The sequence below is a fragment of the Lewinella sp. IMCC34191 genome (assembly GCF_003390935.1).
Lineage (GTDB): Bacteria > Bacteroidota > Bacteroidia > Chitinophagales > Saprospiraceae > Neolewinella.
Window position 1 is genome coordinate 237,423 of sequence record NZ_QNQZ01000004.1, and the last position, 22,190, is coordinate 259,612.

Annotated in this window: 31 protein-coding genes; 2 read left to right on the forward strand and 29 right to left on the reverse strand. The window is 55.3% G+C overall.

Going from position 1 to position 22,190, the window contains the following annotated elements; genetic code table 11:
• The first annotated feature begins 229 nt into the window (after positions 1–229).
• Positions 230–2,116, forward strand: a complete 1,887-nt coding sequence (locus DRW39_RS10205) for a sensor histidine kinase (RefSeq protein ID WP_116106933.1) — start codon at positions 230–232, stop codon at positions 2,114–2,116.
• Here the strand turns inward: DRW39_RS10205 and DRW39_RS10210 are convergent, their stop codons facing one another.
• The 3 genes from DRW39_RS10210 to DRW39_RS10220 form a co-directional block, all read right to left on the reverse strand.
• On the reverse strand, positions 2,117–2,869 hold the full coding sequence (locus DRW39_RS10210; protein WP_198664841.1) for a LytR/AlgR family response regulator transcription factor: 753 nt from the start codon (positions 2,867–2,869) through the stop codon (positions 2,117–2,119).
• Between the two features lie 387 nt (positions 2,870–3,256).
• Positions 3,257–3,895, reverse strand: coding sequence for a hypothetical protein (locus tag DRW39_RS10215; protein WP_157976040.1), 639 nt, complete (start codon positions 3,893–3,895; stop codon positions 3,257–3,259).
• Positions 3,896–3,971: 76 nt separating this feature from the next.
• A complete protein-coding gene (locus tag DRW39_RS10220; protein WP_116106936.1) occupies positions 3,972–5,180 on the reverse strand; it encodes an NAD(P)/FAD-dependent oxidoreductase in 1,209 nt (402 codons plus the stop codon).
• A gap of 136 nt (positions 5,181–5,316) precedes the next feature.
• On the opposite strand from DRW39_RS10220, the gene DRW39_RS10225 reads away from it, so the two are divergent.
• Positions 5,317–5,895, forward strand: a complete 579-nt coding sequence (locus DRW39_RS10225; protein WP_116106937.1) for an O-methyltransferase — start codon at positions 5,317–5,319, stop codon at positions 5,893–5,895.
• Here the strand turns inward: DRW39_RS10225 and DRW39_RS10230 are convergent.
• From DRW39_RS10230 to rpsL, 26 genes are all read right to left on the reverse strand, one after another.
• A complete protein-coding gene (locus tag DRW39_RS10230; RefSeq protein ID WP_232830119.1) occupies positions 5,892–7,283 on the reverse strand; it encodes an MATE family efflux transporter in 1,392 nt (463 codons plus the stop codon). The two genes, DRW39_RS10225 and DRW39_RS10230, sit on opposite strands and share 4 nt — an antisense overlap.
• Positions 7,284–7,397: 114 nt before the next feature.
• Positions 7,398–8,768 carry a preprotein translocase subunit SecY gene (gene secY, locus DRW39_RS10235; RefSeq protein ID WP_116106939.1) on the reverse strand — a complete coding sequence of 457 codons (1,371 nt, stop codon included), beginning with the start codon at positions 8,766–8,768 and terminating at the stop codon, positions 7,398–7,400.
• 12 nt (positions 8,769–8,780) lie between these two features.
• On the reverse strand, positions 8,781–9,227 hold the full coding sequence (rplO, locus tag DRW39_RS10240) for a 50S ribosomal protein L15 (protein WP_116106940.1): 447 nt from the start codon (positions 9,225–9,227) through the stop codon (positions 8,781–8,783).
• A gap of 40 nt (positions 9,228–9,267) precedes the next feature.
• Positions 9,268–9,441: a 50S ribosomal protein L30 gene (rpmD, locus tag DRW39_RS10245; protein WP_116106941.1), complete on the reverse strand. Its 174-nt coding sequence runs from the start codon at positions 9,439–9,441 to the stop codon at positions 9,268–9,270.
• Positions 9,442–9,459: 18 nt separating this feature from the next.
• The gene (gene rpsE, locus DRW39_RS10250; protein ID WP_116106942.1) at positions 9,460–10,029 is read right to left on the reverse strand and encodes a 30S ribosomal protein S5; all 570 of its coding nucleotides are present in this window, start codon (positions 10,027–10,029) and stop codon (positions 9,460–9,462) included.
• A gap of 11 nt (positions 10,030–10,040) precedes the next feature.
• Positions 10,041–10,394, reverse strand: a complete 354-nt coding sequence (rplR, locus tag DRW39_RS10255; RefSeq protein WP_116106943.1) for a 50S ribosomal protein L18 — start codon at positions 10,392–10,394, stop codon at positions 10,041–10,043.
• Positions 10,395–10,406: 12 nt separating this feature from the next.
• The gene (gene rplF, locus DRW39_RS10260; RefSeq protein ID WP_116106944.1) at positions 10,407–10,964 is read right to left on the reverse strand and encodes a 50S ribosomal protein L6; all 558 of its coding nucleotides are present in this window, start codon (positions 10,962–10,964) and stop codon (positions 10,407–10,409) included.
• Positions 10,965–11,021: 57 nt separating this feature from the next.
• Positions 11,022–11,432, reverse strand: coding sequence for a 30S ribosomal protein S8 (rpsH, locus tag DRW39_RS10265; protein ID WP_116106945.1), 411 nt, complete (start codon positions 11,430–11,432; stop codon positions 11,022–11,024).
• An 80-nt stretch (positions 11,433–11,512) separates the two neighbouring features.
• Positions 11,513–11,782 carry a 30S ribosomal protein S14 gene (gene rpsN / locus DRW39_RS10270; protein ID WP_099106019.1) on the reverse strand — a complete coding sequence of 90 codons (270 nt, stop codon included), beginning with the start codon at positions 11,780–11,782 and terminating at the stop codon, positions 11,513–11,515.
• Positions 11,782–12,345: a 50S ribosomal protein L5 gene (gene rplE / locus DRW39_RS10275; RefSeq protein ID WP_116106946.1), complete on the reverse strand. Its 564-nt coding sequence runs from the start codon at positions 12,343–12,345 to the stop codon at positions 11,782–11,784. The genes rpsN and rplE overlap by 1 nt, the downstream gene beginning before the upstream one ends.
• A complete protein-coding gene (rplX, locus tag DRW39_RS10280; RefSeq protein ID WP_116106947.1) occupies positions 12,345–12,713 on the reverse strand; it encodes a 50S ribosomal protein L24 in 369 nt (122 codons plus the stop codon). Before rplX ends, rplE begins: the two co-directional genes overlap by 1 nt.
• A gap of 41 nt (positions 12,714–12,754) precedes the next feature.
• Positions 12,755–13,123 carry a 50S ribosomal protein L14 gene (gene rplN, locus DRW39_RS10285; protein ID WP_104419876.1) on the reverse strand — a complete coding sequence of 123 codons (369 nt, stop codon included), beginning with the start codon at positions 13,121–13,123 and terminating at the stop codon, positions 12,755–12,757.
• A gap of 33 nt (positions 13,124–13,156) precedes the next feature.
• Complete coding sequence (gene rpsQ / locus DRW39_RS10290; protein WP_116106948.1) at positions 13,157–13,459, reverse strand: 30S ribosomal protein S17; 303 nt, start codon at positions 13,457–13,459, stop codon at positions 13,157–13,159.
• Positions 13,460–13,467: 8 nt separating this feature from the next.
• The gene (gene rpmC, locus DRW39_RS10295) at positions 13,468–13,725 is read right to left on the reverse strand and encodes a 50S ribosomal protein L29 (RefSeq protein WP_116106949.1); all 258 of its coding nucleotides are present in this window, start codon (positions 13,723–13,725) and stop codon (positions 13,468–13,470) included.
• A 69-nt stretch (positions 13,726–13,794) separates the two neighbouring features.
• Positions 13,795–14,214 carry a 50S ribosomal protein L16 gene (gene rplP, locus DRW39_RS10300; RefSeq protein ID WP_116106950.1) on the reverse strand — a complete coding sequence of 140 codons (420 nt, stop codon included), beginning with the start codon at positions 14,212–14,214 and terminating at the stop codon, positions 13,795–13,797.
• Between the two features lie 278 nt (positions 14,215–14,492).
• Entirely contained in the window at positions 14,493–15,227 is a 735-nt protein-coding gene (rpsC, locus tag DRW39_RS10305; protein WP_116106951.1) for a 30S ribosomal protein S3, read from the reverse strand.
• A gap of 5 nt (positions 15,228–15,232) precedes the next feature.
• Complete coding sequence (gene rplV / locus DRW39_RS10310; RefSeq protein WP_116106952.1) at positions 15,233–15,631, reverse strand: 50S ribosomal protein L22; 399 nt, start codon at positions 15,629–15,631, stop codon at positions 15,233–15,235.
• Positions 15,632–15,792: 161 nt separating this feature from the next.
• Positions 15,793–16,059: a 30S ribosomal protein S19 gene (gene rpsS / locus DRW39_RS10315; protein WP_099106028.1), complete on the reverse strand. Its 267-nt coding sequence runs from the start codon at positions 16,057–16,059 to the stop codon at positions 15,793–15,795.
• 3 nt (positions 16,060–16,062) lie between these two features.
• Entirely contained in the window at positions 16,063–16,899 is an 837-nt protein-coding gene (rplB, locus tag DRW39_RS10320) for a 50S ribosomal protein L2 (protein WP_116106953.1), read from the reverse strand.
• Positions 16,900–16,989: 90 nt separating this feature from the next.
• Positions 16,990–17,286, reverse strand: coding sequence for a 50S ribosomal protein L23 (gene rplW, locus DRW39_RS10325; RefSeq protein WP_116106954.1), 297 nt, complete (start codon positions 17,284–17,286; stop codon positions 16,990–16,992).
• Positions 17,279–17,932 (reverse strand): 50S ribosomal protein L4, encoded by a 654-nt coding sequence (gene rplD, locus DRW39_RS10330; RefSeq protein ID WP_116106955.1) that lies wholly within the window; start codon positions 17,930–17,932, stop codon positions 17,279–17,281. The genes rplW and rplD overlap by 8 nt, the downstream gene beginning before the upstream one ends.
• Before the next feature lie 28 nt (positions 17,933–17,960).
• Positions 17,961–18,581: a 50S ribosomal protein L3 gene (rplC, locus tag DRW39_RS10335; protein WP_116106956.1), complete on the reverse strand. Its 621-nt coding sequence runs from the start codon at positions 18,579–18,581 to the stop codon at positions 17,961–17,963.
• A gap of 118 nt (positions 18,582–18,699) precedes the next feature.
• Positions 18,700–19,008, reverse strand: coding sequence for a 30S ribosomal protein S10 (rpsJ, locus tag DRW39_RS10340; protein ID WP_099106033.1), 309 nt, complete (start codon positions 19,006–19,008; stop codon positions 18,700–18,702).
• A gap of 78 nt (positions 19,009–19,086) precedes the next feature.
• Positions 19,087–21,219 (reverse strand): elongation factor G, encoded by a 2,133-nt coding sequence (fusA, locus tag DRW39_RS10345; protein WP_116106957.1) that lies wholly within the window; start codon positions 21,217–21,219, stop codon positions 19,087–19,089.
• A gap of 46 nt (positions 21,220–21,265) precedes the next feature.
• Entirely contained in the window at positions 21,266–21,742 is a 477-nt protein-coding gene (gene rpsG, locus DRW39_RS10350; RefSeq protein ID WP_116106958.1) for a 30S ribosomal protein S7, read from the reverse strand.
• A gap of 72 nt (positions 21,743–21,814) precedes the next feature.
• Positions 21,815–22,189 (reverse strand): 30S ribosomal protein S12, encoded by a 375-nt coding sequence (gene rpsL, locus DRW39_RS10355; RefSeq protein WP_104419864.1) that lies wholly within the window; start codon positions 22,187–22,189, stop codon positions 21,815–21,817.
• Position 22,190 lies beyond the last annotated feature (1 nt).

Below are 22,190 nucleotides of genomic sequence, written 5' to 3' on the forward strand. Positions count from 1 at the left end.
TCTAGTGTCTCTCAAATTCTATCGCAAAGGTAAGTGCCATTTAGACACTAAGCCACCGAAATAAGTAAACTAAGCCATCCTTACAGGCAGCTACCACCTAGGTCCAGGGAACGGCAAATCCGTGCCGCCCTTCCCAAAGTATATACCTCCAGGGCCGTAAAATTGCTGCCTATATTGCTTGGGAAAGTGGACTTATCCAGCCACGGTGAATCACCGTTATCTCTCGTTAATGCTCCCCTCCTGCATGCTGTCTTCTTCCATTCCCGTCATTCTGATAGCTTTCCTGCTTCTGTGTTCAACGGATGGGGCGGGGCAGTCAAAAGATAGTGCGGAAAGCCAGTTAATCGAAATTCAAAAGCACTACTACGTCCACGTAGATACGGCCGTGCACCGTGCCAGAGCACTCTTGCCAGCCGTCCTCGATATGAACGACCCCTACCTGTCAGGCCTCGCATACGAAACGATTGCCCGTTATTATTTGGACAATGGCATTCAGGACAGCTCCCGCCTATTACTTCAGAAAGCACGCCACCACTACGATCAGAGTGACCGACGGGAAGCCCCAGCAGCCTCCTTATGGACGCAGGCCACGCTGGCATCTATCGGTAATCGGGATGCCGAATCCCTATTGCTCAGCCAGCAAATGGCGGACGAATGCCTGGCAAGGGGCGATGATCGCTGTCTGGCACGTGCCTACTGGTTGATGGGGGGAGCATTTTTCTATCAGGACCAACTTGAGGAGGAACAACGGTATAACGCCCTCGCCATCGATTTGCTACGTGAGCAACCCGATACGCTGTATTACGCCGGACTGCTGATCAGCTACGCTATGTCCCTTCACAACATTGGACGTGATTCCGCGGCCATTCCCCGCATGGACGAGGCCGAACGGATCCTGAAAGACTATGACGCGCCGGCTCTCCTCGCGGATTTTTACCTCCATAAGGGCATCCTCTACAGCGACCTCGATTCCGTGCATTACGGAAATGCGCTATACCAAAAGGGGATCACTTACGCGGATGCAAGTGGCACCCGGATCTACAAGGCGCTATTGCTCAACAACTTGGCCTATTCGGCAAACGAATCGGGAGATTACCAACGCGCTATCGAATTGCTACAGGAGGAACTCAGCATGGCCGAGGGCCTGGATGACCTTCAATACCTGATGGATTTTCAGTCCGTGATTAGTACCGCATACGCCGGCCTGGGTCGCTACGACAGTGCTTACCACTACCTACAACAAGCGAGTCAAAATTATCAGACCTACATTCAGGATGGCTACGACGAGCAGTTAGCGGAAGTCAAAATTGCCTACGAATCCTCTAAAAAGGAAAAACGGATCACCGCGCAAGCAGCCCAGCTCAGGCAACAGCAAATGTGGCTCTATACCGCCGGGGCGGGTTTTTTAGTATGCCTGGTAGCCGGCCTGGCACTGATCCGACTGTCGCAAAAGTTGCGCATTCGAAACGAGGAAAACGAAAGACTGGTCCAGCAAAAGGAGGCCCTGGTGGGGGAAGTGCACCACCGCGTCAAGAACAACCTCCAGGTCATATCCAGCCTGCTCAAGCTGCAAAGCCGTGATTTGGACGCCACGGACTCGCCCGCCTCCCACGCGCTTCGGGATAGTCAATCCAGAGTGCAGGCCATGGGGCTTATTCACGAAAAGCTGTACCTGGGGAAAGAAGGCAATAGGGTTAACATGAAAAACTACCTCCAGGAGCTCGGCGACACCTTGCTGGATACCTACGCTTTGGACGATCGCGTAGATATTTATTATGATCTCGAAGACCTGACCTTGGAAATCGACACCGCTATTCCGCTCGGACTGATCGTTAATGAATTAGTGACCAATTCACTCAAGCATGCCTTTCCCAACGAGCGCAAAGGCCTGGTGGAAGTCTCCCTCTTTAGGGAAGACAGCTACCTCTTCCTCCGGGTCACCGACGATGGCGCTGGAAAGGCAGCCCCCACTACAACCTCCGGAACCGGTTTTGGAACCCGGCTACTGGACATGCTTAGCACGAAATTGCGGGGGGAGATCAGACCCATCCCTACGGTAGGCTATGGAACGGAGATTCGGTTTACCCCGGCCAAGGTGGAACCAGCCGGTACGTGATCAGCTGTTGCTCAACCGAATCATGAGTTCGGGACGTTTCGATCGGCTGACCGATATTTCATATTTTCCTACAAAGACGGACGACTCTCCGATCTCCGTTATACGGCGAAGGTTGACCAAGTAAGAGCGGTGGCAACGGAAAAAAGGAGCATCTTCCGGCATCAGCGCCGACAGCTTCTTTAGCGTTTTAGTCACCAGGTATTCCCGCTCTTCGGTGACTACCTTACAGTAGTAATCATCCGCTTCGATCCAGAGCACCTCCTGAAGCATGATACGGGTAAGCCGGTCCTTCACCTTCAGGAATAGCCGGTCGTGAAGCAGGACGGCACTTTCCCCATCCGGAAACACCGGCTCCTGATCTTTCCTAAGTGGCGCGGTGGGCTTATCCACCGAGAGGGCTAAATCAATGGCGTGTGCCAGATCCCTTCCCCGGAAAGGCTTGGAAAGAAAGGCGCTCGGCCGGGCGACGCGAGCCCGCCGGTACGTAGCGTCGTCGCTGTTGCTGGTCAAAAAGATAATCGGCAATTGGCTGAATCGACGCAGGGCCAGTGCCGTATCTATCCCGTCCAGGTCGCCTTCAAGTTTTACGTCCATCAGGACAAGATCGGGGAGTAGTTTTTTGAAATCCTGCAGCGCTTCCTCGCCGCTTGAATAGTGTCCTGAAACCGAGTACCCCATTTCGGTAAGTCGGTCCCCTAGGTCGGCAGAAATAATCGGCTCGTCTTCCACGACGGCAATAGTAGGTTTGTTCATATAAAACATAGAGAGTGTACCTACAAAACGGCCGTTCGAAATTTAATTTGCCCTCCGAAAATTTTAACCGCTCCTCCCCACAACATGTAGGCAATAGCTGTGCCTACACACAATCGTCCGGTTCATCCTAGCTAACACCGCTTCGGACGACGAAAAATTAAATATCAGCAAAATTTATGATGGTCTGGTGATCCAATCGCCAGCTATATTAACAGACGTTAATGTGCAGTAACTGACAGCCGAGTACTAATTCAACCTCGCAAGAAGCTTCCGCAGATGCGGAGCTTGTCGCCTCCCGATCGGTCAATGGTTAGCCCTGGTTAAGCGGCATTGAACCGGCAAGTGGTTTACCGCCAGTGGGTCAGCTATCAAAACCGGCAGCGTTCATTACTCGATCACCCCGCGAAAGGATCCCTCTTCGACGACAAAAGTCCCGAAGTCGCCCTGCGGATCGTAAGCGCCCCGTAATTCACCCGAAAATTCAATGGTAACGTAACTAACCGTGTCTCCGGCCAGGATGGCCGGGCGCACGGACCTTACCCGCATCGTATACTCCTGGCCACTGTTCGAATGCACCATAAGGTTATTGATCCAAAATGATCTGTGGGTTAGTGATCGGTAAAATCGCTCTTCTTCGTGACGGGGGTCGATGTATGCCCAGTCCTTTCCCGTAAATTCGGAGGTAGCCTCCGATAAGTTCAATAGGTCGGACGAGGCCTCTTCACTGATCAGGCTCAGCTGAAACTCGGTTTGCCGTCCGCCGGGCTTTTCGATGGTACAGGTGAGCTGTTTCCGTAACTCCACCGAGCCATCCGCCTTCCGATTCCATCGCTCCCCGCTAGGGTTCCAGGTATCAAAAAGCGGGGTGACCTCCTGTTCCCGGATCGACGCAGTGTAATCGTCGCCGGACACGGTGGACCGTACCTCCATGGACACCGTCATGGGCGGATCCTGAAGCAAGACGTCTTCTTTTTCACAGGAGGCAAGGGGTAACGCAAGGAGGAGGGCGGCAAGTCGACGGGACATCATCAGTGTTTTCCCTTGGCTAGACGGGTGTCGAGTTCGCAACGTTGGCGCTTGTCTTACAATTCGGCCAGGTACCTCACCCGGACTGACCGATCAGGTAACCTCCCGTCCACGCCGCCTGAAAGTTGAAGCCACCCGTAATGGCGTCAATATCCAGTACTTCCCCGGCTAAGTACAGCCCCGGATGAAGCTTAGACTGGAAGTTGCGAAAATCAAGCTCGTCCAGCGCAAGCCCGCCAGCCGTGGTAAACTCGTCTTTATTGGTAGCCTTCCCACTTACCGGATAGCGGCTACCGGTAAGCGCCTCCACCAATTTCGCAAGCTGGCCGTTGGATAATTGCGCCCACTGCCCCTCCAGCGATACGCCCGCCTGAGTGACCAACATTTGCCAGAGTCGCTGCGGCAAATCCACCGGGGGACGGGTGCCGATCTGTTGACGGCTTCGGGACTGCCGCGCCTCGACCAGGTCATCCCGTACATCTTCCGGACGACGGGCCAGCCAATTTACGATCAGGGTGAAATTATAGGCCAGGGGGTGCAGGTTGCGTGCGCCCCAGGCACTCAGGCGCAAAACCGCCGGACCACTGAGCCCCTTGTGCGTTATCAGCAACGGACCGTCCGCCTGTAGTTTTTCCCCTTCGATTTCCAGTTGAACCCAGGGCAAACTCACCCCGGAGAGCGCACGCAAAGACTTATTCGGGATGTTAAACGCAAACAGCGAAGGAACCGGATCGACCAGCCGATGCCCCAATCGGCGCAAGATTTGCCAAACCCCGGTATTACTCCCGGTGGTGACCACCACGCGATCGGCTTCCAAATGCTGGTCTCCCATTTTGACAAGCCAATTCGGGCGGCGGGGCGCAGGTAAAAGCAGATCGGATACCCGGGCACCCGTAACCACCTTCACCCCTCCCTGCTTCGCCTCCCGCCACAGGCAATCGATGATGGTCTGGGAACTGTCCGACTCGGGAAAAACCCGGCCATCCTCCTCGATCTTCAGCGGGACCCCGCGGTCGGCAAACCAACCCATCGTGTCCCCGCAGGCAAATTTGTGAAAGGGGCCCAATAATTCACGACCGCCACGCGGATAGTACTTCACCAACTCCCGGGGGTCAAAACAGGCATGGGTAACGTTACACCGCCCGCCGCCGCTGATGCGTACCTTCTCCAGCACGGACCGTCCGCGTTCCAGGATCGTTATCTGCCCGCCCGACTGACGCTGAGCCAGGCTGATGGCCGCAAAAAAACCGGCGGCTCCCCCACCAATAATGACCGTGTGCTCCATTTGGGATCGGTAACCGACTGTATTCACGACAAAGGTAAGCGGTAGGCCTTACCCGGTCTGGAAGTCGGAATTACTGAATCAATTGCCCGCGAACTGTAAAGGAATTCCTGCTACTTATGGTCAAACCAAAAAATGGATGCCACAAACTTCGCAGTCACCTTCACAAATAGCCAAAATCAGGGAAGCGCAGAAAGCCCTTGATTTCACGATGCCTTCGGATGACCGGGTAGGCAAGCTATTACGCACCCTGGTCCGCTCGAAGCCAGGGGGAAGCATCCTGGAACTCGGGACGGGGATGGGACTATCGCTAGCCTGGATGGTAAGCGGGATGGACCCCGCGGCAACCATCGTATCCGTCGACAACGATAAGCGCTACTTCGATTTTGCTTCCGGGCTCTTTCCTGACGATGATCGGGTTGAGGTGATCTGCGCCGACGGAGGAGAATGGATTGAAAACTACGCAGGTCCCGGATTCGATCTAGTCTTCGCCGATACATGGGCCGGCAAATACACCCATCTTGAGGAAACGCTTTCTATCCTGCGCTCCGCCGCCATCTATATTATCGATGATATGCTGCCGCAAAAGAATTGGCCGGAAGGCCACGAAGCGAAAGCCAGGAAACTGACGGAAACCTTGCTCACGCGGGCGGACCTGGACGTTTGCCAATTGGACTGGGCATCCGGGGTCATGTTATGCACGAAACGTCCGGATTAAATCTCCTTCAGTTTCCATTTTCCCCGACGGAAAAGCCAGAGGGCGACGATCGCCAAAATGACTTCCGCGATCACGACGGCCCAGATTACCCCCTCTACGGCGTAGCCCATGGTGACCGCGAGGTAATAGCTAAGCGGAATTTCAATCAGCCAGAAGCAAACGAAGTTCAGGAGCGTCGGCGTCGCCGTATCCCCTGCTCCGTTGAAGGCTTGCACCGGGATCAATCCAAGACCGAACATCACATAACCGATGGCAAAGATCTTCAGGGCTTCAACTCCGTAATCTACCGCCGCCGGATCCTGGGTGAAGGCTTCCACCAACGGATTCGCGAGAAAGTAATAGCCGAAGGACAGGACGAATAAGTAAGCGCTCGTGATACCGAGTGTCCACCATACGCCCCGCTCGGCCCGATCGGCACGCTTGGCGCCCAGGTTCTGCCCGACGAAGGTGGCTGCCGCATTGCTTAGGCCCCACGCCGGAAGCAGGGTGAATAGGATCAGCCGTATAGAAACGGTATAGCCCGCTACGGCTGCCGCGCCGAAGCTGGCCACGATACGGGCCAGGAAAATCCAGCTAGCCGAACCGATGACGTACTGGAAGGCACCGTTCGCTGCAATTCGCAGGATACGCAGTTGCATCTTGGGGTCGAAGCGCCAATCCGCCCGGGTAAGCCGAACAACCGACCGTCCGGTGAGCAGGATGTAAAGCTGATAGCCCACGCCGGTAGCCCGCCCGATGGTGGTAGCGATGGCCGCGCCCTCTACGCCGAAGCCCGGAATTGGCCCCAATCCGAAGATGAACAGCGGATCCAGGACGATATTGATGCTATTAGCAATCCAGAGCACGCGCATCGCAGAGGCGGCTTCACCGGCCCCCCGCAGTACTCCATTAAGTAAGAACAACAGCATGATGATGCCATTACCGGCAAACAGGATGCGGGTGTACCCGATACCTTCCTCGATGACGCCGGGTCCGGCCCCCATAAGCGCCAGTAAATCGGCGGCGTAGACGAAGGCGGGAATCGCGACAACCAGACTAAGAAGTACGGTGAGCACGATCGACTGCCCGGCGGCCCTGCTGGCCATTGCCAGATCTTTCTCTCCGATGAAGCGGGCTATAAGCGCCATGGGAGCTACACTTAGCCCGACGCCCAGACTATAGATCAGGGTCATCATGACCTCGGTGAGTCCCACCGTAGTTAGGGCCTCCACGCCGATGCGGCCAACAAAGAAGGTATCGACCAAGGCAAATACGCTTTCCATGGCCATCTCCAGCATCATGGGTATGGCAAGCAACATGATTGCCTTGCGGATACTACCACCCGTAAAGTCGTGCGCATCGCCCCGAACGGCGGACTTAATTAAGGACCAGAATTGGCGAGCACTCACGGACGGGGGGATTTCACGGTGAGAAATGCTTCACCGGCAGGGAAAAGTTCCCAAAAAAAGAGCGGATGCCTGCAACAGGCATCCGCTCCATTTCGAAGGTTCGATATTTATAGACTAGAAGTCGGCACCGATCTGCTGCATCCGGCTACCGGTTCCCCGGCCCTGCAAGCGACCCTCCTTAGACAGGCCATCATACTTGCGCATGAGCAGATAAGTATCAATTTGCTGGAGCGTATCCAGTACCACGCCTACCATAATGATGAGGGAGGTACCACCAAAGAAGATGGCAAACTGCTGGTTGACGCCCATTCCGGCCACGAAGGCGGGCAGGATCGCAATGATGCCAAGCAGAATAGATCCGGGCAGTGTGATGCGACTCGTGATGGAGTCAATGTATTCTTCCGTTTCGGTACCGCCACGAACACCGGGGATAAAGGCGTTCTGGCGCTTCAGGTACTCCGTATACTGGCTCGGATTAACCACCAGCGCAGTGTACACGTAAGTGAAAGCAACGACGAGAACGAAGTAAACGATGTTGTAGACCGGAGAGGTGAAGTCGTTGAACTGGAGTGCGAGCCAGCTGGTTTCGGCCTCCGTACCACCAAAGCCGGCGAGGCTGGCGGGAACGAACATCAGCGCCTGAGCAAAGATGATCGGCATAACGCCGGAAGCATTCACCTTAAGGGGGATATAGTCCCGAGCCGTGGTAGAGGGAGCGGCTCCCTGACCACGACCAACCATGCGCTTTGCGAATTGAATGGGGATCTTCCGAATACCGGTAACAATCATGACGGTAGCCATGGTGACCAGGAAGAAGCCAAACATCTCGAGGACGAAGATCAGCAGTGCACCTGCCTGGAGGCGGGACTGAAGCTCGAAGCCCAGGGCGGCGGGAAGTCCCACGATGATGCCAACCGTAATCAGCAAAGAGACACCATTCCCAATACCGCGATCGGTGATCCGTTCTCCCAGCCACATCGCGAAGATGGTACCGGTAGAAAGGATGATGATGCCAGAGATCCAGAAAACACTCTCGGATACGGCTGGACTGACTCCGCCCTGCGAGCGTATGTAGGTCAGGTAGCCGGCACCCTGCACGAGTGTGATCGCGACCGTGAGGGCACGGGTGATCTGGGTAAGCTTCTTCCGTCCGGATTCCCCCTCGGTCTTCTGCAGTTTCTGAAAATAGGGAACGGCGAAACCGAGCAACTGCACGATAATACTAGCCGTGATGTACGGCATAATACCCAGCGCCATGATGGAAGCGTTGTTGAAAGCGCCTCCCGTGAACAGATTGATCAGGCCCAGGAGGTCGTTGGCATCGCCCCCGTTGGCCAGGTTGGCCTGCAGGGTCGCGATGTCAACACCCGGCAGTACGATGAACGATCCCAGACGGTACACAGCCATAAGGGCGAGGGTGAAGAGGATGCGGTTACGCAGCTCCTCAATCGACCAGATGTTTTTAATATTCTCGAAGAACCTCATGGCAGGGTAGTTTTAGGCGATGGTAAGGGTACCGCCTGCTTTCTCAATAGCTTCCTTGGCGGAAGCGCTTGCTGCGTGAGCGGTGACCGTAAGCGCGCTGCTCACCTCACCGTTGCCCAGCAATTTGATGCGGTCCGATTTCTTAACCACACCGAGATCGTAGAGGGTAACCGGGGTAATTTCGCTCAGGCCGTGCTTTTCACTCAGGGCCTGTAGCTTTTCCAGGTTCAAAGCTACGTACTCTACCCGATTCGGGCTGTTAAAGCCGCGTTTCGGTAAGCGCATTTGCAAAGGCATCTGACCGCCTTCAAAGTTACGCTTGCTTTTGTAACCACTGCGGGATTTTGCACCCTTGTGGCCGCGGGTGGAGGTGCCACCCCGACCGGAACCTTGTCCACGGGCGATCCGCTTACCGGACTTCGTCGATCCCTCAGCGGGCTTTAGATTATTGAGTTCCATTGGAATATTTGTTATGCGTCAGACCCGGGGGTCCGTCGTTTTATTCTACGGTCACCAGGTGGGCGACCTTATTAACCATTCCGCGGATCACCGGAGTATCCTCCCGCTCTACGGTTTGGTGCATTTTTTTGATACCAAGTGCCTTGATCGTATCCTTCTGGCTTTTGGGCCGGTCGATTACGCTCTTTACTTGGGTGATTTTGATCTTAGCCATGGTAAATGGTATTTGCGTTTAGCCTTCGAAGAGCTTCTCCATGGAGATACCACGCTGCTTGGCGATGGTCTGCGGGCTACGCAGCTTCTTCAGGGCATCGATGGTAGCCTTGATTACGTTGTGGGGGTTGGAGGATCCCTGAGACTTGGCCAGTACGTTGTGTACACCGCAAATATCGAGAACGGAGCGCATGGCACCACCGGCAATTACACCGGTACCCTCGCTGGCGGGCTTCAGTAACACCTTGCCGGCACCGTACTTACCCAGCTGTTCGTGGGGAATGGTACCCTTGTACAGAGGAACCTTGATCATGCTCTTGCGAGCAACGTCCGTTGCCTTCTGAATAGCCTCGGAGATATCCTTCGACTTACCGGTACCGTGTCCGACTTTGCCTTTACCGTCACCAACCACTACGATAGCGGCGAAAGTGAAGGTACGGCCACCCTTGGTTACTTTGGAGACCCGGTTAAGGGCTACCATCTTTTCCTTCAGGTCGGATTCGTGCTGGTCGCCGCGGTTGTTCCGTCCGCGATTGTTATCACGCCGGCCTCGTCCGCCGCCGCCACTGTTATTTCTATTGTCAGCCATTGTAGCTAGATTTAAAGGTTGAGGCCTCCCTCACGGGCGCCTTCTGCGAGTGACTTCACCCGACCGTGATACAAATAACCGCCACGATCGAAGAGTACTCCGTCGATTCCGGCTGCCTTGGCGCGCTCGGCGATCAGTTTTCCGACTTCTTTAGCCTGGTCCGACTTATTACCGTCGTTGGCCACGCTGGCTTCGAAGCTGCTGGCGCTGGCGAGCGTCTTGCCGCTAACGTCGTCAATGAGCTGGGCGTAGATATAGCGGTTGGAACGGTATACGTTGAGACGCGGCTTTTCGGCCGTTCCCTGGATCTTCTTCCGAACGCGGCTGTGGATCCGCTTGCGCCGCTTGAGTTTTGTAAGTTGCATTGCTATTATCTTTTACTTCTTAGCGGCGGTCTTACCTGCTTTGCGGCGAATCTCTTCTCCTTCAAAGCGGATACCTTTTCCTTTGTAAGGCTCGGGCTTACGCAGCGAGCGAATCTTGGCGGCTACCTGACCGACAAGTTGCTTGTCGGTGCTGGACAGCTTAATGATCGGGTTCTTACCCTTCGCGCTTACGGTCTCAATACCGACTTCCTGGGGTACCATGAAGTAGATCGGGTGAGAGTAACCAAGCGTCAGGATGAGCAGGTTTCCCTTGTTTTCGGCACGGTAACCTACACCGATGACTTCCAGCGTGAGCTCGTAGCCATCCGTCACGCCCTTCACCATGTTGGAGATGAGCGAACGGTAAAGACCGTGGAAGGAGCGATGACGCTTACTGTCGGAGGGACGGGTCACCTGGACTTCGGAATCGTTGATTTCGATTCCCATGTCGGGATCGACCTGCTGGGTCAATTCGCCTTTGGGGCCTTTTACCGTAACCAGGTTGCCCTTGCTAACGGTGACCGTGACGCCCTGGGGCAGATCAACCGGATTTTTTCCTATTCTGGACATAATATAAAATTGGTCTTACGGGAAAGCAAGCTTCCCCTGCAGAGGTGGACTGTTAGATTAATATACGAAGGCGAGAACTTCTCCGCCGACGTTTTCTTCCGTGGCCCGACGACCGGTCATGAGTCCCTTACTGGTAGAGACGATCGCGATGCCGAGACCGTTAATTACGCGGGGCATGCTGTCGGCCTTTGCGTACTGACGAAGACCGGGCTTAGAAACGCGGATCAGCTTGCGGATGACGGGCTTCTTGGTTTCCCGCTCGTACTTAAGCGCGATCGAGATAGTTCCCTGCTTACCCTTACCAGCCTCATCGTCGAACTTATACTTCAGGATAAAACCCTGGTCGTAGAGAATCTCGGTGAGCCGCTTCTTCGTGCGGGAAGCGGGAATGGTAACTACCCGGTGTCCGGCAATCTGTGCGTTGCGGATACGGGTCAAATAGTCGGCGATGGGATCGGTGACTGCCATGGTATAAAATTGCGCTCCGTGGTTTTCTTCATAGAACTTCCGGAACTGTTAGAATTAGTTGTTAGAATCCTGCCGGTAGCTTACCAGCTGGCCTTGCGAACGCCGGGGATCTTGCCATCGAGGGCCATTTCCCGGAACTTGACGCGACACAGGCCAAACTTACGCATGTAGCCTTTGGGGCGACCGGTAAGTCCGCAACGGTTGTGCAGGCGGATCGGATTGGAGTTGCGGGGCAGCTTATCCAGCTCTTCCCACTCTCCGGCGGCCTTCAACGCGGCACGCTTCTCAGCGTACTTGGCAACCATGCGCTCCCGCTTGCGTTCGCGGGCGATTAGTGATTTACGAGCCATTAGTTATTGTTATTCTGGTTCTTAAAGGGAAGGCCGAGTTCGCGCAACAGGGCGAGTGCTTCGGCATCCGTCTTCGCCGTCGTTACGAAAGTGATATCGTAACCGGTGATGTTGGGGACATCATCGAGGCTGATCTCAGGGAAGATGATCTGCTCGGCAACACCCATGGTGTAATTGCCACGCCCGTCGAAGCTTTTGTCGCTGATGCCGCGGAAGTCACGGACGCGTGGAAGAGCGGTGGAAATCAGACGGTCGAGGAAATCATACATTTTCTCCCGGCGCAGCGTAACCTTGGCACCGATGGCCATACCGTCACGCAGCTTGAAGTTAGAGACTGATTTCTTGGCCTTGGTGGTAACGGCCTGTTGACCGGCAACAAGCGACATTTCCTTTACGGCGTTCTCTACGAGCTTACGATCCTGCGTACCCTTACCGACACCCTGGTTGATCGCGATCTTGACCAGACGGGGCACCTCCATGGGTGAGCTGTAGTTAAACTGCTCCTGGAGCTTACTACGGACTTCGTCGTCGTATTTTTTCTTTAATCTTGGCGTGTAGCTCATTATGCTATGATATTATCGTTACGCTTCCCGTAGCGCTGGAGTTTTCCGTTGTCGTCCCGCTTCCGACCTACACGGGTCGGCGTTACTTCTTCTACGGAAGGATCAACCAACATCAGGTTGCTGATATGGATAGGGCTGGCTTTATCGACGATGCCGCCGGCGGAATCTTCGGTGGGCTTCTGGTGCTTCTTGCGAATATTCACGCCGTCTACGAGGGCGCGGTTGTCGTCGGGGAAGACCTCCAGGACCTCACGAGCCGTGGTGCGATCCTTGTAGGCACCGCTGATTACCACCACCCGGTCACCCTTCTTGATCTTCAGTTTGGGCTGGTGCCGCTTCTGCTTGTCTTTATACGTTTTGTTAGCCATGGCTATATATTTTGCGTGCTCGGTGAGCGGGTAGTTAAGGGTTACAGTACCTCGGGGGCCAGGGAAACGATCTTCATATAGTTGCGCTCCCGAAGCTCGCGGGCAACGGGGCCGAAGATGCGGGTTCCGCGGGGCTCCTCAGCTGCATTCAGCAGTACGACGGCGTTGTCGTCGAAACGGATGTAAGAACCGTCCTTGCGGCGGACTTCTTTTTTGGTGCGTACAACTACGGCGCGACTGACGGACCCCTTCTTGACGTTTCCGCCGGGGGAAGCGTCTTTGACACTGACGACGATTTGGTCGCCGATGGTCGCATAACGGCGCTTTGAGCCTCCGAGCACCCGGATACAGAGCACTTCCCGGGCTCCGCTGTTATCCGCTACGCGTAAACGTGATTCCTGTTGGATCATGACAAATTTCTTTTAATGCCGTTGGCGATTGGATTACTTGGCCTTCTCCAGTACGGAGATCAGGCGCCAGCGTTTGCGGCGACTCAGGGGCCGGCATTCCATGATGCGGACGAGGTCACCAATCTGGCATTCGTTGCTCTCATCGTGAGCGATGAGCTTCTTCGTTTTCTTTACGTACTTACCGTAGATGGGGTGCTGCAGGCGACGCTCGATTGCTACGGCAATCGTCTTGTCCATCTTGTTGCTGACGACCACGCCATCACGGGTTTTGCGCTCGTTGCGAGACGCCACCGTGGCTTGCTGATCTTGCGGGGTGTTGTTTTCCTCGTTACTCATCTTGTCAATTACTTTTTACGGCGGCGACGAATGTTATCCCGTTTTTCCAGTTGCTCGGGCGTCATGGCCTCGATCTCCCGGCGACGCAGCTCGGTCTTAATCCGGGCAACATCACGGCGAACCGTGCGCAGTTGCAGCGGATTCTCGATGCCGTTTACGGTGTGGTCGAATGTCATTTTTTCAAGACTGGTCACGCTCTCGTTCAGCTGATCCCGAAGATCGGCCTCGGAGGCATCCCGCAGCTCTAATGTCTTATTACTCGCCATCGGTTTTTTTATTCTACTGCCCGGAAGCGCGCGGCCCCCAAGCGGATACTATTTAATGGTTTATGCGATCTACCCCTGGTAATCGACCCGGGTGATGATCTTGGTCAGCACGGGCAGCTTCTGAGCGGCCAGACGCAGCGACTCTTCAGCCACTTCGCGGGTTACCCCGTCGAGTTCGAAGAGGACGCGACCGGGTTGAACCTGAGCGACCCAGTGGTCCAGGGCACCTTTACCCTTACCCATACGTACCTCGAGTGGCTTGCTGGTGATGGGCTTGTCGGGGAAAATGCGGATCCAAACCTTACCTTCCCGTTTCATATGGCGCGTCATAGCGATACGGGCGGCTTCAATTTGTCGGTTGGTGATCCGTCCGGAATCCAGGCTCTTAAGCCCGAAGGTTCCGAAGGAAACCAAATTACCACGGCCGGCGAGGCCCGTATTACGGCCTTTCTGCTGCTTGCGGTATTTTGTTCTTTTCGGCTGTAGCATGGTACTAAATTTGAAGAGGGCTCTCTTAGAGCGGGGCAAAGGTACACTTTTTCCCGGACAATGAAAAGCATTACGCTCGATTTCTTCCGAGCAAAATAAAGCAAGGTAGAAGCGGTCGGTGACCAGCTACTACCCTGCTTTTCGGGATGGAAACCAGCGCAAAGCTTGGCTTGATGGTTTCCGGTCGGTTGTTCTCGCCTAAGGCGGTTAAGTCGGGTAGCCCGTTGAACGGGTTACGGGGTGTATGGTACGCTGGGGGTACGTGGTACGGGGTGTGCCTAGCGGCGTCCACCGCGGCCTCCGCCGCCGCCGCCACTACGTCCGCCACGACCTCCGCGGCGTTCGTCTCCTTTGGTCGTCAGACCGGCGTTGGGGTTCAGGTCCCGTTTACCGAGTACCTCGCCCTTACAAAGCCACACCTTGATGCCAATGCGGCCGTAAACCGTATGGGCTTCCTTATTGGCGTAGTCGATATCCGCACGGAAAGTGTGCAAGGGGGTACGCCCTTCCTTGTACTCCTCGTTGCGGCTCATGTCCGAACCGTTCAGACGACCGGCGATCCGGATCTTGATGCCCTCCGCACCGGCGCGCATGGTCGAGGCAATGCTCGTCTTGATGGCGCGGCGGTAGTTGATACGTGCTTCGATCTGATTGGCGATCGATTCAGCGACGATGTTGGCATCGAGTTCCGGCTTGCGGATTTCGATGATATTGATCTGGATATCCTTATCCGTGAGGCGGCGAAGCTCTTCCCGGATCTGGTCGATCTCCTTCCCTCCCTTACCGATAATGATACCGGGGCGCGAGGTGTGAATCGTGAGGGTTACCCGCTTGAGGGTACGCTCGATGATGATGCGGGCGATGCCGCCTTTATTGATACGCGTTTCGAGGTAGGTACGGAGCTTTTCGTCTTCGATGACGTTAGCCGCGTAGTCCTTATCGGCGAACCAGTTGCTGTCCCAGCCGCGAATGTAACCAAGACGGTTACCTATTGGATTTGTCTTCTGACCCATGATATTTATTCTTCGACGGTTTCTGGTTCGGTTTCGCCTACCTTTTCCGATGGAAGGGGCAGGTTGTTGCTCACCTTGATGGTGATATGGCAGCTATGCTTGCGGATGCGGTGGGCACGACCGTGAGGTGCCGGACGGAATCGCTTGATCTGCGCTCCCGCGTCGGCGAAGATTTCGCTGACCACGAGGTCGTATTCGTCGGCGCTTTCCAGTCCGTCGGTTTTGTATTCCCAGTTGGCGATGGCCGACAGGAGATTTTTGCGGAGCCAGATGGCGGCTTCCTGCTTGCTGTACTCCAGAATACCCAGAGCTTCCCCGACACGCTTTCTGCGGATCAGGTCGACGACGAGCCGCATCTTGCGGACCGACATCGGAATGCTATTTAAACTTGCTGTTGCTTCCATTAATTGGATAAATTACGAGGGAACGGGTTAGTAAAGCGGACCCGGCGAGGGCGAGACCTTACTCTTCCTTCACTCAGTTATAAGTACGGTAGTACTGTAGTTCGGTAGTACGGTAGGCGGAAGCGCAGGGCTACCGTACTACCGTACTAAGTACTACCGTACTATTTCTTTTTACCACCGTGGCCGCGGAAAGAACGGGTAGGCGCAAACTCACCGAGCTTGTGACCGACCATGTTTTCCGTGACGTAGACGGGAACGTGTGTTTTACCGTTATGGACCGCGATGGTTAGTCCGACCATGTCGGGAACGATCATCGAGGCGCGAGACCAAGTCTTGATCATGCCCTTACGGCCGCCTTCCTGCGACTTTACGATCTTGTCGTAAAGCTTGTGGAATACGTAGGGTCCTTTTTTAAGCGAACGTGCCATAACTTATTTCTTGTTCTTGGTCTTGCGACGGCTGATGATCATTTTGTTGCTTGCCTTATTGACGTTACGCGTCTTCTGGCCTTTAGCCATAATACCCGTACGTGAGCGGGGGTGACCGCCCGATGCACGACCTTCGCCACCACCCATGGGGTGATCGACCGGGTTCATGGCTACACCGCGAACGCGGGGACGACGACCGAGCCAGCGGTTACGACCGGCCTTACCGGCTACGGTCAGGGCGTGGTCGGGGTTGGAGGTGGCTCCGATGACCGCTTTGCAGGTCTTAAGGATCCGGCGAACTTCGCCACTGGGCAGCTTCACAGAAACGAAGCGGCCTTCCTTACCCATCAAGGTACCGTTGGTTCCGGCGGAACGCGCCAGAGCAGCACCCTTACCGGGCTGAAGCTCGATGTTGTGGATCTGCGAACCCAGGGGCACGTCACCCAGCAGCATGCAATTACCGGTATCCGGCGTAGCATCGGGACCGCTGACGATGGTATCGCCGACGGTTAGTCCCTGCGGGGCAATGATGTAGCGCTTCTCTCCGTCGGTGTATTCTACCAGCGCGATGAAGGCGGTACGGTTGGGATCGTACTCGATGGTCTTTACCTCGGCGCGGATACCGTCTTTTTCACGACGGAAGTCAACGATACGGTAGCGACGCTTGTGTCCGCCACCACGCTGACGCACGGTCATCTTACCGGTACGGTTACGACCGCCGGTACGCTTGACGGGGGCCAGCAGGCTCTTTTCCGGCTTGTCTCCCGTCAGTTCGGTAAACTTGTTACCTACGTGAAAGCGGGATCCGGCGGATACGGGCTTAAACTTTTTAATTGGCATTATTGCACTTGTTGCCCGGCAGATCTCGGAGCATAAAGACGGATACCCAGATCGACCCTGGTCCGCTGCTCCCCACCTGCCGGTGTTGAATTAATACTCGTTATACAAGTCGATGGTATCTCCCTCGATCAGGGTCACAATGGCTTTTTTGAAGCCGGAAACCCGACCGCGGATGATGCCGGACTTGGTCGATCTGTTCTTGCTCTTGGACGGCATGTTGATCGTGTTGACGCTGTCTACGGTCACTCCGTAGCGGCTCTCGATGGCATTCCGTACCTGGATCTTGTTGGCGGAACTGTTCACCACGAAGGTGTACTGTCCCTGATTTTCGCTGAGTAGCTCGGCTTTCTCCGAAACTACCGACTTGATGAGGATATTCTTAGCCATTGGTCGTGGAGGTTTCGAAGGTCGCGAACTGCTCCTTCAGTTTATCAATTGCACCCTCGGCAATGAGGATGGTACCGGCGCGCATCAGTTCGTAGGTATTGACCGAGTCAGCACTGACGACGCTGCTGTTAGGTAGGTTGCGACCGCTGCGGTAAACGTTCTGGTCGTGCTCCGCGGTGATCAGGAGTACCTTTCCTTGGTTAGCTTCCATCGAAGAGAGGAAGTTTACGAAGTCCTTGGTTTTCGGCGCGTCGAACTGCAGGTTTTCTACCAGCTTGATGCTACCGCTGGCTGCCTTGACAGACAGTGCGGAAGCGCGGGCGGTCATTTTAACCCGCTTGTTCAGCTTGATGCCGTAGGTGCGGGGGCGGGGTCCGAAGACGCGACCACCACTCCGGAAGAGCGGGTTCTTGATGTCGCCCTTACGGGATCCACCGGTACCTTTCTGACGGTGAAGTTTCTTAGTGGAACCGGCGATCTCACCACGTTCCTTGGCCTTGTGCGTACCCTGGCGCTGAGCGGCGAGGTAGGCCTTTACGGCGAGGTAAACGGCGTGCTCGTTGGGTTCGATTCCGAAGATGTGCTCGGGGAGATCTATCTCGCGGCCCGTGCCGGCACCCGCAGCGCTATGAACTTGTAGTTTCATTTCTATTTCGTTTTAGAGGCGGGGTGCCTTATTTGTGAAGAATTACGGTTCCACCCTTCGGTCCGGGGACAGCGCCCTTCACCAGGATCAGATTACGCTCGGGAAATACCTTCAGAACCTTGAGATTCTTGATGGTCACCCGGCCTCCGCCGTCACGACCGGCCATCCGCATGCCCTTGAATACCCGCGCGGGGTAACTAGCGGCACCGATCGAACCCGGAGCGCGCTGCCGGTTGTGCTGACCGTGAGTAGCGTCGTTGACACCTTTGAAGTTGTGCCGCTTAACGACACCCTGGAAGCCTTTACCCTTACTGGTCCCTACGGCGGCCACCGTATCGCCTTCAACGAATACTTCGTCGACGGTGATGGTATCGCCCAGCGCCTTCTCGAGTTTCATATCGCGAAACTCGATAACGTCGCTTTTGGGTCCCGTGCTAGCGGCTTTGAAGTGACCGGCCAGTTGCTTGGTGGTCGCCTTCTCTTTTTTATCTCCGTAAGCCAGCTGCAGGGCGTTGTACTGATCCGTATCGTCAGTCTTGACCTGCGTGACCACGCATGGGCCGGCCTCGATGACCGTACAGGCCACGTTGCGGCCTGCATCGTCGAAGATGGATGTCATCCCGACTTTCTTACCAATTATACCGTTCATTGGTCTTAATTTATCCGCCTTCTCCGCGGAGAGCGGGCGGTAAGCTCCCGACCGAAATGGTGAGAGCAGTTAGTTAAAAGGTTACGTCAACCGCCCGTAGGCGGCAAGCAATGATTGCCTAGGTCAGCTTTACCTGAATGTCTACCCCGCTGGGCAACTCGAGTTTAGCGAGTGCGTCCACCGTTTTCTGGTTGGGGGTATAGATCTCGATCAGGCGCTTGTGGGTGCGCAACTGAAACTGCTCCCGGGATTTCTTATTTACGTGCGGCGAGCGCAGAACGGTGTAAATATCTTTCTCGGTGGGCAGCGGAATCGGACCAGTTACAATGGCCCCACTGTTCTTTACAGTCTTTACAATCTTCTCGGTGGACTTGTCTACCAGGTTATGATCGTAGGACCGCAGCTTAATGCGAATTTTCTGATTCATGCCAGTTTATATATTTCAAGATATGGGGGATAGCTCCCCGCAAAAACCGGGGAGCATTCTCCCCGGGGATTGACAAATTTAGGCCTCTCCGCGGGCTTTCTCGATGATCTCCTTCGCTACACCCTGCGGAGCTTCGGCGTAGTGATGGAAGGTCATGCTGGAGTTAGCGCGACCGGAGGTGATGGTCCGTAGGTCGGTTACGTAGCCAAACATCTCGCTCAGCGGTACGTCGGCGGTGATCTTCACGGCTCCTCCCGTTACCGGGTTCTGTCCTTTCGGAAGACCTCGGCGGCGGTTGAGGTCACCGATCACGTTACCGGTATATTCCTCCGGCGTGATGATGACCACTTCCATGATCGGTTCGAGCAGCTTGGGCTGGGCCTGCTTGGCGGCTTCCCGGAAGCCCTCCTTGGCACAGAGTTCGAAAGCGATAGGCTTCGAGTCGACCGTGTGCATAGCACCGTCGAACACGCGCACCTTCATGCTGTCGATATTGTACCCGGCGAGAATGCCGTTCTTCATCATGGACTTAAATCCGTCCCGAATGGGCTTTTGGTAGTTCTTATCGATCGAACCACCAACAATGTCCCAAACGAACTGAAGGGTTTCCTTACCGCTCTTGAAGTCCTCGCTTTCCAGGAACTCCTCGTCGGCCGGGCCGAGGTCGAAGCTCATATCGGCAAACAGACCCGAACCACCCGACTGCTTCTTGAGGCGCTCGCGGTGGGTCACCGTGTTGAAGAGTGCTTCCTTGTAGTTCACCTGGGGAGCACCTACGTTGGCCTCTACCTTAAACTCACGCTTCAGGCGGTCCACGATGATCTCGAGGTGCAGCTCACCCATACCGCTGATGACGGTTTGGTTGGTATCCTCGTCGTACTTGACCTGGAAGGTAGGATCCTCCTCGGCCAGTTTAGCAAGGGCCATACCGAGCTTATCGATATCCTTCTGCGTCTTGGGCTCCACGGCTACTCCGATCACGGGATCGGGGAAGACCATGGATTCCAGAACGATAGGGTGGTCGGCGTCACACAGCGTGTCACCGGTACGGATGTCCTTGAACCCTACGGCAGCGGCGATATCACCGGCTTCTACCTTAGAGATGCTCTCCTGCTTATTGGCGTGCATCTGATAAAGGCGGGAAATACGCTCCTTACTGTCACTACGGGTATTTTTCACGTAGGAACCAGCCTCCAGGCGTCCTGAGTACACCCGCATGAAAGCCAGACGACCCACAAACGGATCGGTAGCGATTTTGAAGGCGAGTGCGGCAAAGGGCTCGTCCACGGAGGCCTTCCGGATGAGGATCTTTTCCTCGTCATCGGGATCGGTACCTTTGATCGGAGGTACGTCGAGTGGGCTGGGCAGGTAGGCACAAACCGCGTCAAGCACGGCCTGAACTCCCTTGTTCTTAAAGGCGGAGCCACACATCATGGGTACGAAGGCAGCGTCGGTGACGGCGTCACGCACGGCCTTGCGTACTTCTTCCACGCTGATGCTCTCGGGATCCTCGAAGTATTTCTCCAGCAGGCTCTCGTCGTATTCGGCCACCGCTTCAAGCAGCTTCTCGCGCCACTCGGAAACGGTGTCCTCCAGGTCGCTGGGCATATCGATGACCTCGAAGGTCATACCCATATCATCCTCGTTCCAGACGATAGCCTGCATGGTCACCAGATCCACGACGCCTCTAAAGCGCTCTTCAGAACCGATGGGTACCTGCAGGGGAATGGCCTTGGAACCAAGCTTCTCCTCGACGTCCTTAACGACGGCAAAGAAGTCGGCACCCGAACGGTCCATCTTATTGACGAATCCGATACGCGGAACCTTATAGTTATTAGCCAGGCGCCAGTTGGTTTCCGACTGAGGCTCTACACCGGAAACGGCGCAGAACAGGAATACCAGACCATCCAGTACGCGGAGCGACCGGTTAACCTCTACGGTAAAGTCGACGTGACCGGGAGTATCTATAATGTTGAAAACGTAGCTCTCGTCCTTCCACTTCCAGTTGGTGTGAGTAGCGGCCGAAGTGATCGTGATACCACGCTCCTGCTCCTGCTCCATCCAGTCCATGGTAGCCGCACCATCGTGCACCTCACCGATCTTGTGCGAGATACCGGTGTAGTATAGAATACGTTCGGTAGTAGTCGTCTTGCCCGCGTCAATGTGGGCAGCTATACCGATGTTTCGGGTGTAATGGAGATCCGTAGCCATGGCGTGGATGATATTTTAATTTTAAATAGGGAAAGGGGTGCCTAATTTACCGACCGTAGTGGGCAAAGGCACGGTTGGATTCGGCCATCTTGTGGGTTTCTTCCTTCCGCTTAACGGCCAGTCCTTCGTTGCGGCTGGCAGCAAGCAGCTCGGCGGCCATCTTTTCGGCAAAACCCTTACCGCTGCGCTGACGGGCAAAGCGAACGAGCCACTTCATTCCGATCGACATCTTACGCTTACCGCGGATCTCGGTCGGGATCTGGAAGGTAGCACCACCGATACGACGGCTGCGGACCTCTACCTGAGGCATGGCATTGTTGATTGCCCGCTTCCATACTTCGTACTCGTCGATCTCCTCGTTGGCCACGCGCTCCTTGATGATATCCATGGCGTCGTAGAAAACGGCGAAGGCCGTGCTCTTCTTACCGGAGTACATCAGGTTGTTGACAAACTGGGTGACGAGGGTATCGCCGTAACGGGGGTCCGGAGTTACGATCCGGAGTTTTGGTTTTCTTTTACGCATAACTGCTTTACTTCAGATGGCCGTTTCCGACCGGTGGGTGCCTATTCTGAGACAGCCCGTCTTACTGATTGATTATTTCTTAGGACGCTTGGCACCGTACTTCGAGCGGGCCTGCTTCCGATTGGCGACGCCAGCCGTGTCCAGGGCACCCCGGACGATGGTGTAGCGTACACCGGGAAGGTCCTTTACACGACCGCCGCGGATCAGCACGATGCTGTGTTCCTGGAGGTTGTGTCCTTCACCGGGGATATAGGCAATCACCTCGATACCGTTGGTCAGACGCACTTTGGCTACCTTCCGAAGCGCGGAGTTCGGCTTCTTGGGGGTCGTGGTATATACGCGGGTACAGACGCCACGCTTCTGCGGACAGGCATCCAGGGCGCGCGATTTGCTCGACTCCTTGATTTGCTTGCGGCCCTTCCGCACTAACTGATTAATTGTAGGCATA

Bases quoted from the DNA above. Each gene is read 5' to 3' on its own strand.
- rpsQ (WP_116106948.1), bottom strand. From the start codon at position 13,459: ATGAGTAACGAGGAAAACAACACCCCGCAAGATCAGCAAGCCACGGTG.
- rplD (WP_116106955.1), bottom strand. From the start codon at position 17,932: ATGAAACTACAAGTTCATAGCGCTGCGGGTGCCGGCACGGGCCGCGAG.
- rpsJ (WP_099106033.1), bottom strand. From the start codon at position 19,008: ATGAATCAGAAAATTCGCATTAAGCTGCGGTCCTACGATCATAACCTG.
- rplC (WP_116106956.1), bottom strand. From the start codon at position 18,581: ATGAACGGTATAATTGGTAAGAAAGTCGGGATGACATCCATCTTCGAC.
- rpmD (WP_116106941.1), bottom strand. From the start codon at position 9,441: ATGGCTAAGATCAAAATCACCCAAGTAAAGAGCGTAATCGACCGGCCC.
- rpsC (WP_116106951.1), bottom strand. From the start codon at position 15,227: ATGGGTCAGAAGACAAATCCAATAGGTAACCGTCTTGGTTACATTCGC.
- rpsH (WP_116106945.1), bottom strand. From the start codon at position 11,432: ATGGCAGTCACCGATCCCATCGCCGACTATTTGACCCGTATCCGCAAC.
- rplR (WP_116106943.1), bottom strand. From the start codon at position 10,394: ATGCAACTTACAAAACTCAAGCGGCGCAAGCGGATCCACAGCCGCGTT.
- rplP (WP_116106950.1), bottom strand. From the start codon at position 14,214: ATGCTACAGCCGAAAAGAACAAAATACCGCAAGCAGCAGAAAGGCCGT.
- rplN (WP_104419876.1), bottom strand. From the start codon at position 13,123: ATGATCCAACAGGAATCACGTTTACGCGTAGCGGATAACAGCGGAGCC.
- rpsE (WP_116106942.1), bottom strand. From the start codon at position 10,029: ATGGCTGACAATAGAAATAACAGTGGCGGCGGCGGACGAGGCCGGCGT.
- rplO (WP_116106940.1), bottom strand. From the start codon at position 9,227: ATGGAACTCAATAATCTAAAGCCCGCTGAGGGATCGACGAAGTCCGGT.
- rpmC (WP_116106949.1), bottom strand. From the start codon at position 13,725: ATGGCGAGTAATAAGACATTAGAGCTGCGGGATGCCTCCGAGGCCGAT.
- rplX (WP_116106947.1), bottom strand. From the start codon at position 12,713: ATGGCTAACAAAACGTATAAAGACAAGCAGAAGCGGCACCAGCCCAAA.
- DRW39_RS10210 (WP_198664841.1), bottom strand. From the start codon at position 2,869: ATGAACAAACCTACTATTGCCGTCGTGGAAGACGAGCCGATTATTTCT.
- rplW (WP_116106954.1), bottom strand. From the start codon at position 17,286: ATGGCTAAGAATATCCTCATCAAGTCGGTAGTTTCGGAGAAAGCCGAG.
- rplF (WP_116106944.1), bottom strand. From the start codon at position 10,964: ATGTCCAGAATAGGAAAAAATCCGGTTGATCTGCCCCAGGGCGTCACG.
- rpsG (WP_116106958.1), bottom strand. From the start codon at position 21,742: ATGCGTAAAAGAAAACCAAAACTCCGGATCGTAACTCCGGACCCCCGT.
- rplV (WP_116106952.1), bottom strand. From the start codon at position 15,631: ATGGAAGCAACAGCAAGTTTAAATAGCATTCCGATGTCGGTCCGCAAG.
- DRW39_RS10215 (WP_157976040.1), bottom strand. From the start codon at position 3,895: ATGTCCCGTCGACTTGCCGCCCTCCTCCTTGCGTTACCCCTTGCCTCC.
- DRW39_RS10225 (WP_116106937.1), top strand. From the start codon at position 5,317: ATGCCACAAACTTCGCAGTCACCTTCACAAATAGCCAAAATCAGGGAA.
- DRW39_RS10205 (WP_116106933.1), top strand. From the start codon at position 230: ATGCTCCCCTCCTGCATGCTGTCTTCTTCCATTCCCGTCATTCTGATA.
- rpsL (WP_104419864.1), bottom strand. From the start codon at position 22,189: ATGCCTACAATTAATCAGTTAGTGCGGAAGGGCCGCAAGCAAATCAAG.
- rplE (WP_116106946.1), bottom strand. From the start codon at position 12,345: ATGAGCTACACGCCAAGATTAAAGAAAAAATACGACGACGAAGTCCGT.
- fusA (WP_116106957.1), bottom strand. From the start codon at position 21,219: ATGGCTACGGATCTCCATTACACCCGAAACATCGGTATAGCTGCCCAC.
- rpsS (WP_099106028.1), bottom strand. From the start codon at position 16,059: ATGGCACGTTCGCTTAAAAAAGGACCCTACGTATTCCACAAGCTTTAC.
- secY (WP_116106939.1), bottom strand. From the start codon at position 8,768: ATGAGGTTCTTCGAGAATATTAAAAACATCTGGTCGATTGAGGAGCTG.
- rpsN (WP_099106019.1), bottom strand. From the start codon at position 11,782: ATGGCTCGTAAATCACTAATCGCCCGCGAACGCAAGCGGGAGCGCATG.
- rplB (WP_116106953.1), bottom strand. From the start codon at position 16,899: ATGCCAATTAAAAAGTTTAAGCCCGTATCCGCCGGATCCCGCTTTCAC.
- DRW39_RS10220 (WP_116106936.1), bottom strand. From the start codon at position 5,180: ATGGAGCACACGGTCATTATTGGTGGGGGAGCCGCCGGTTTTTTTGCG.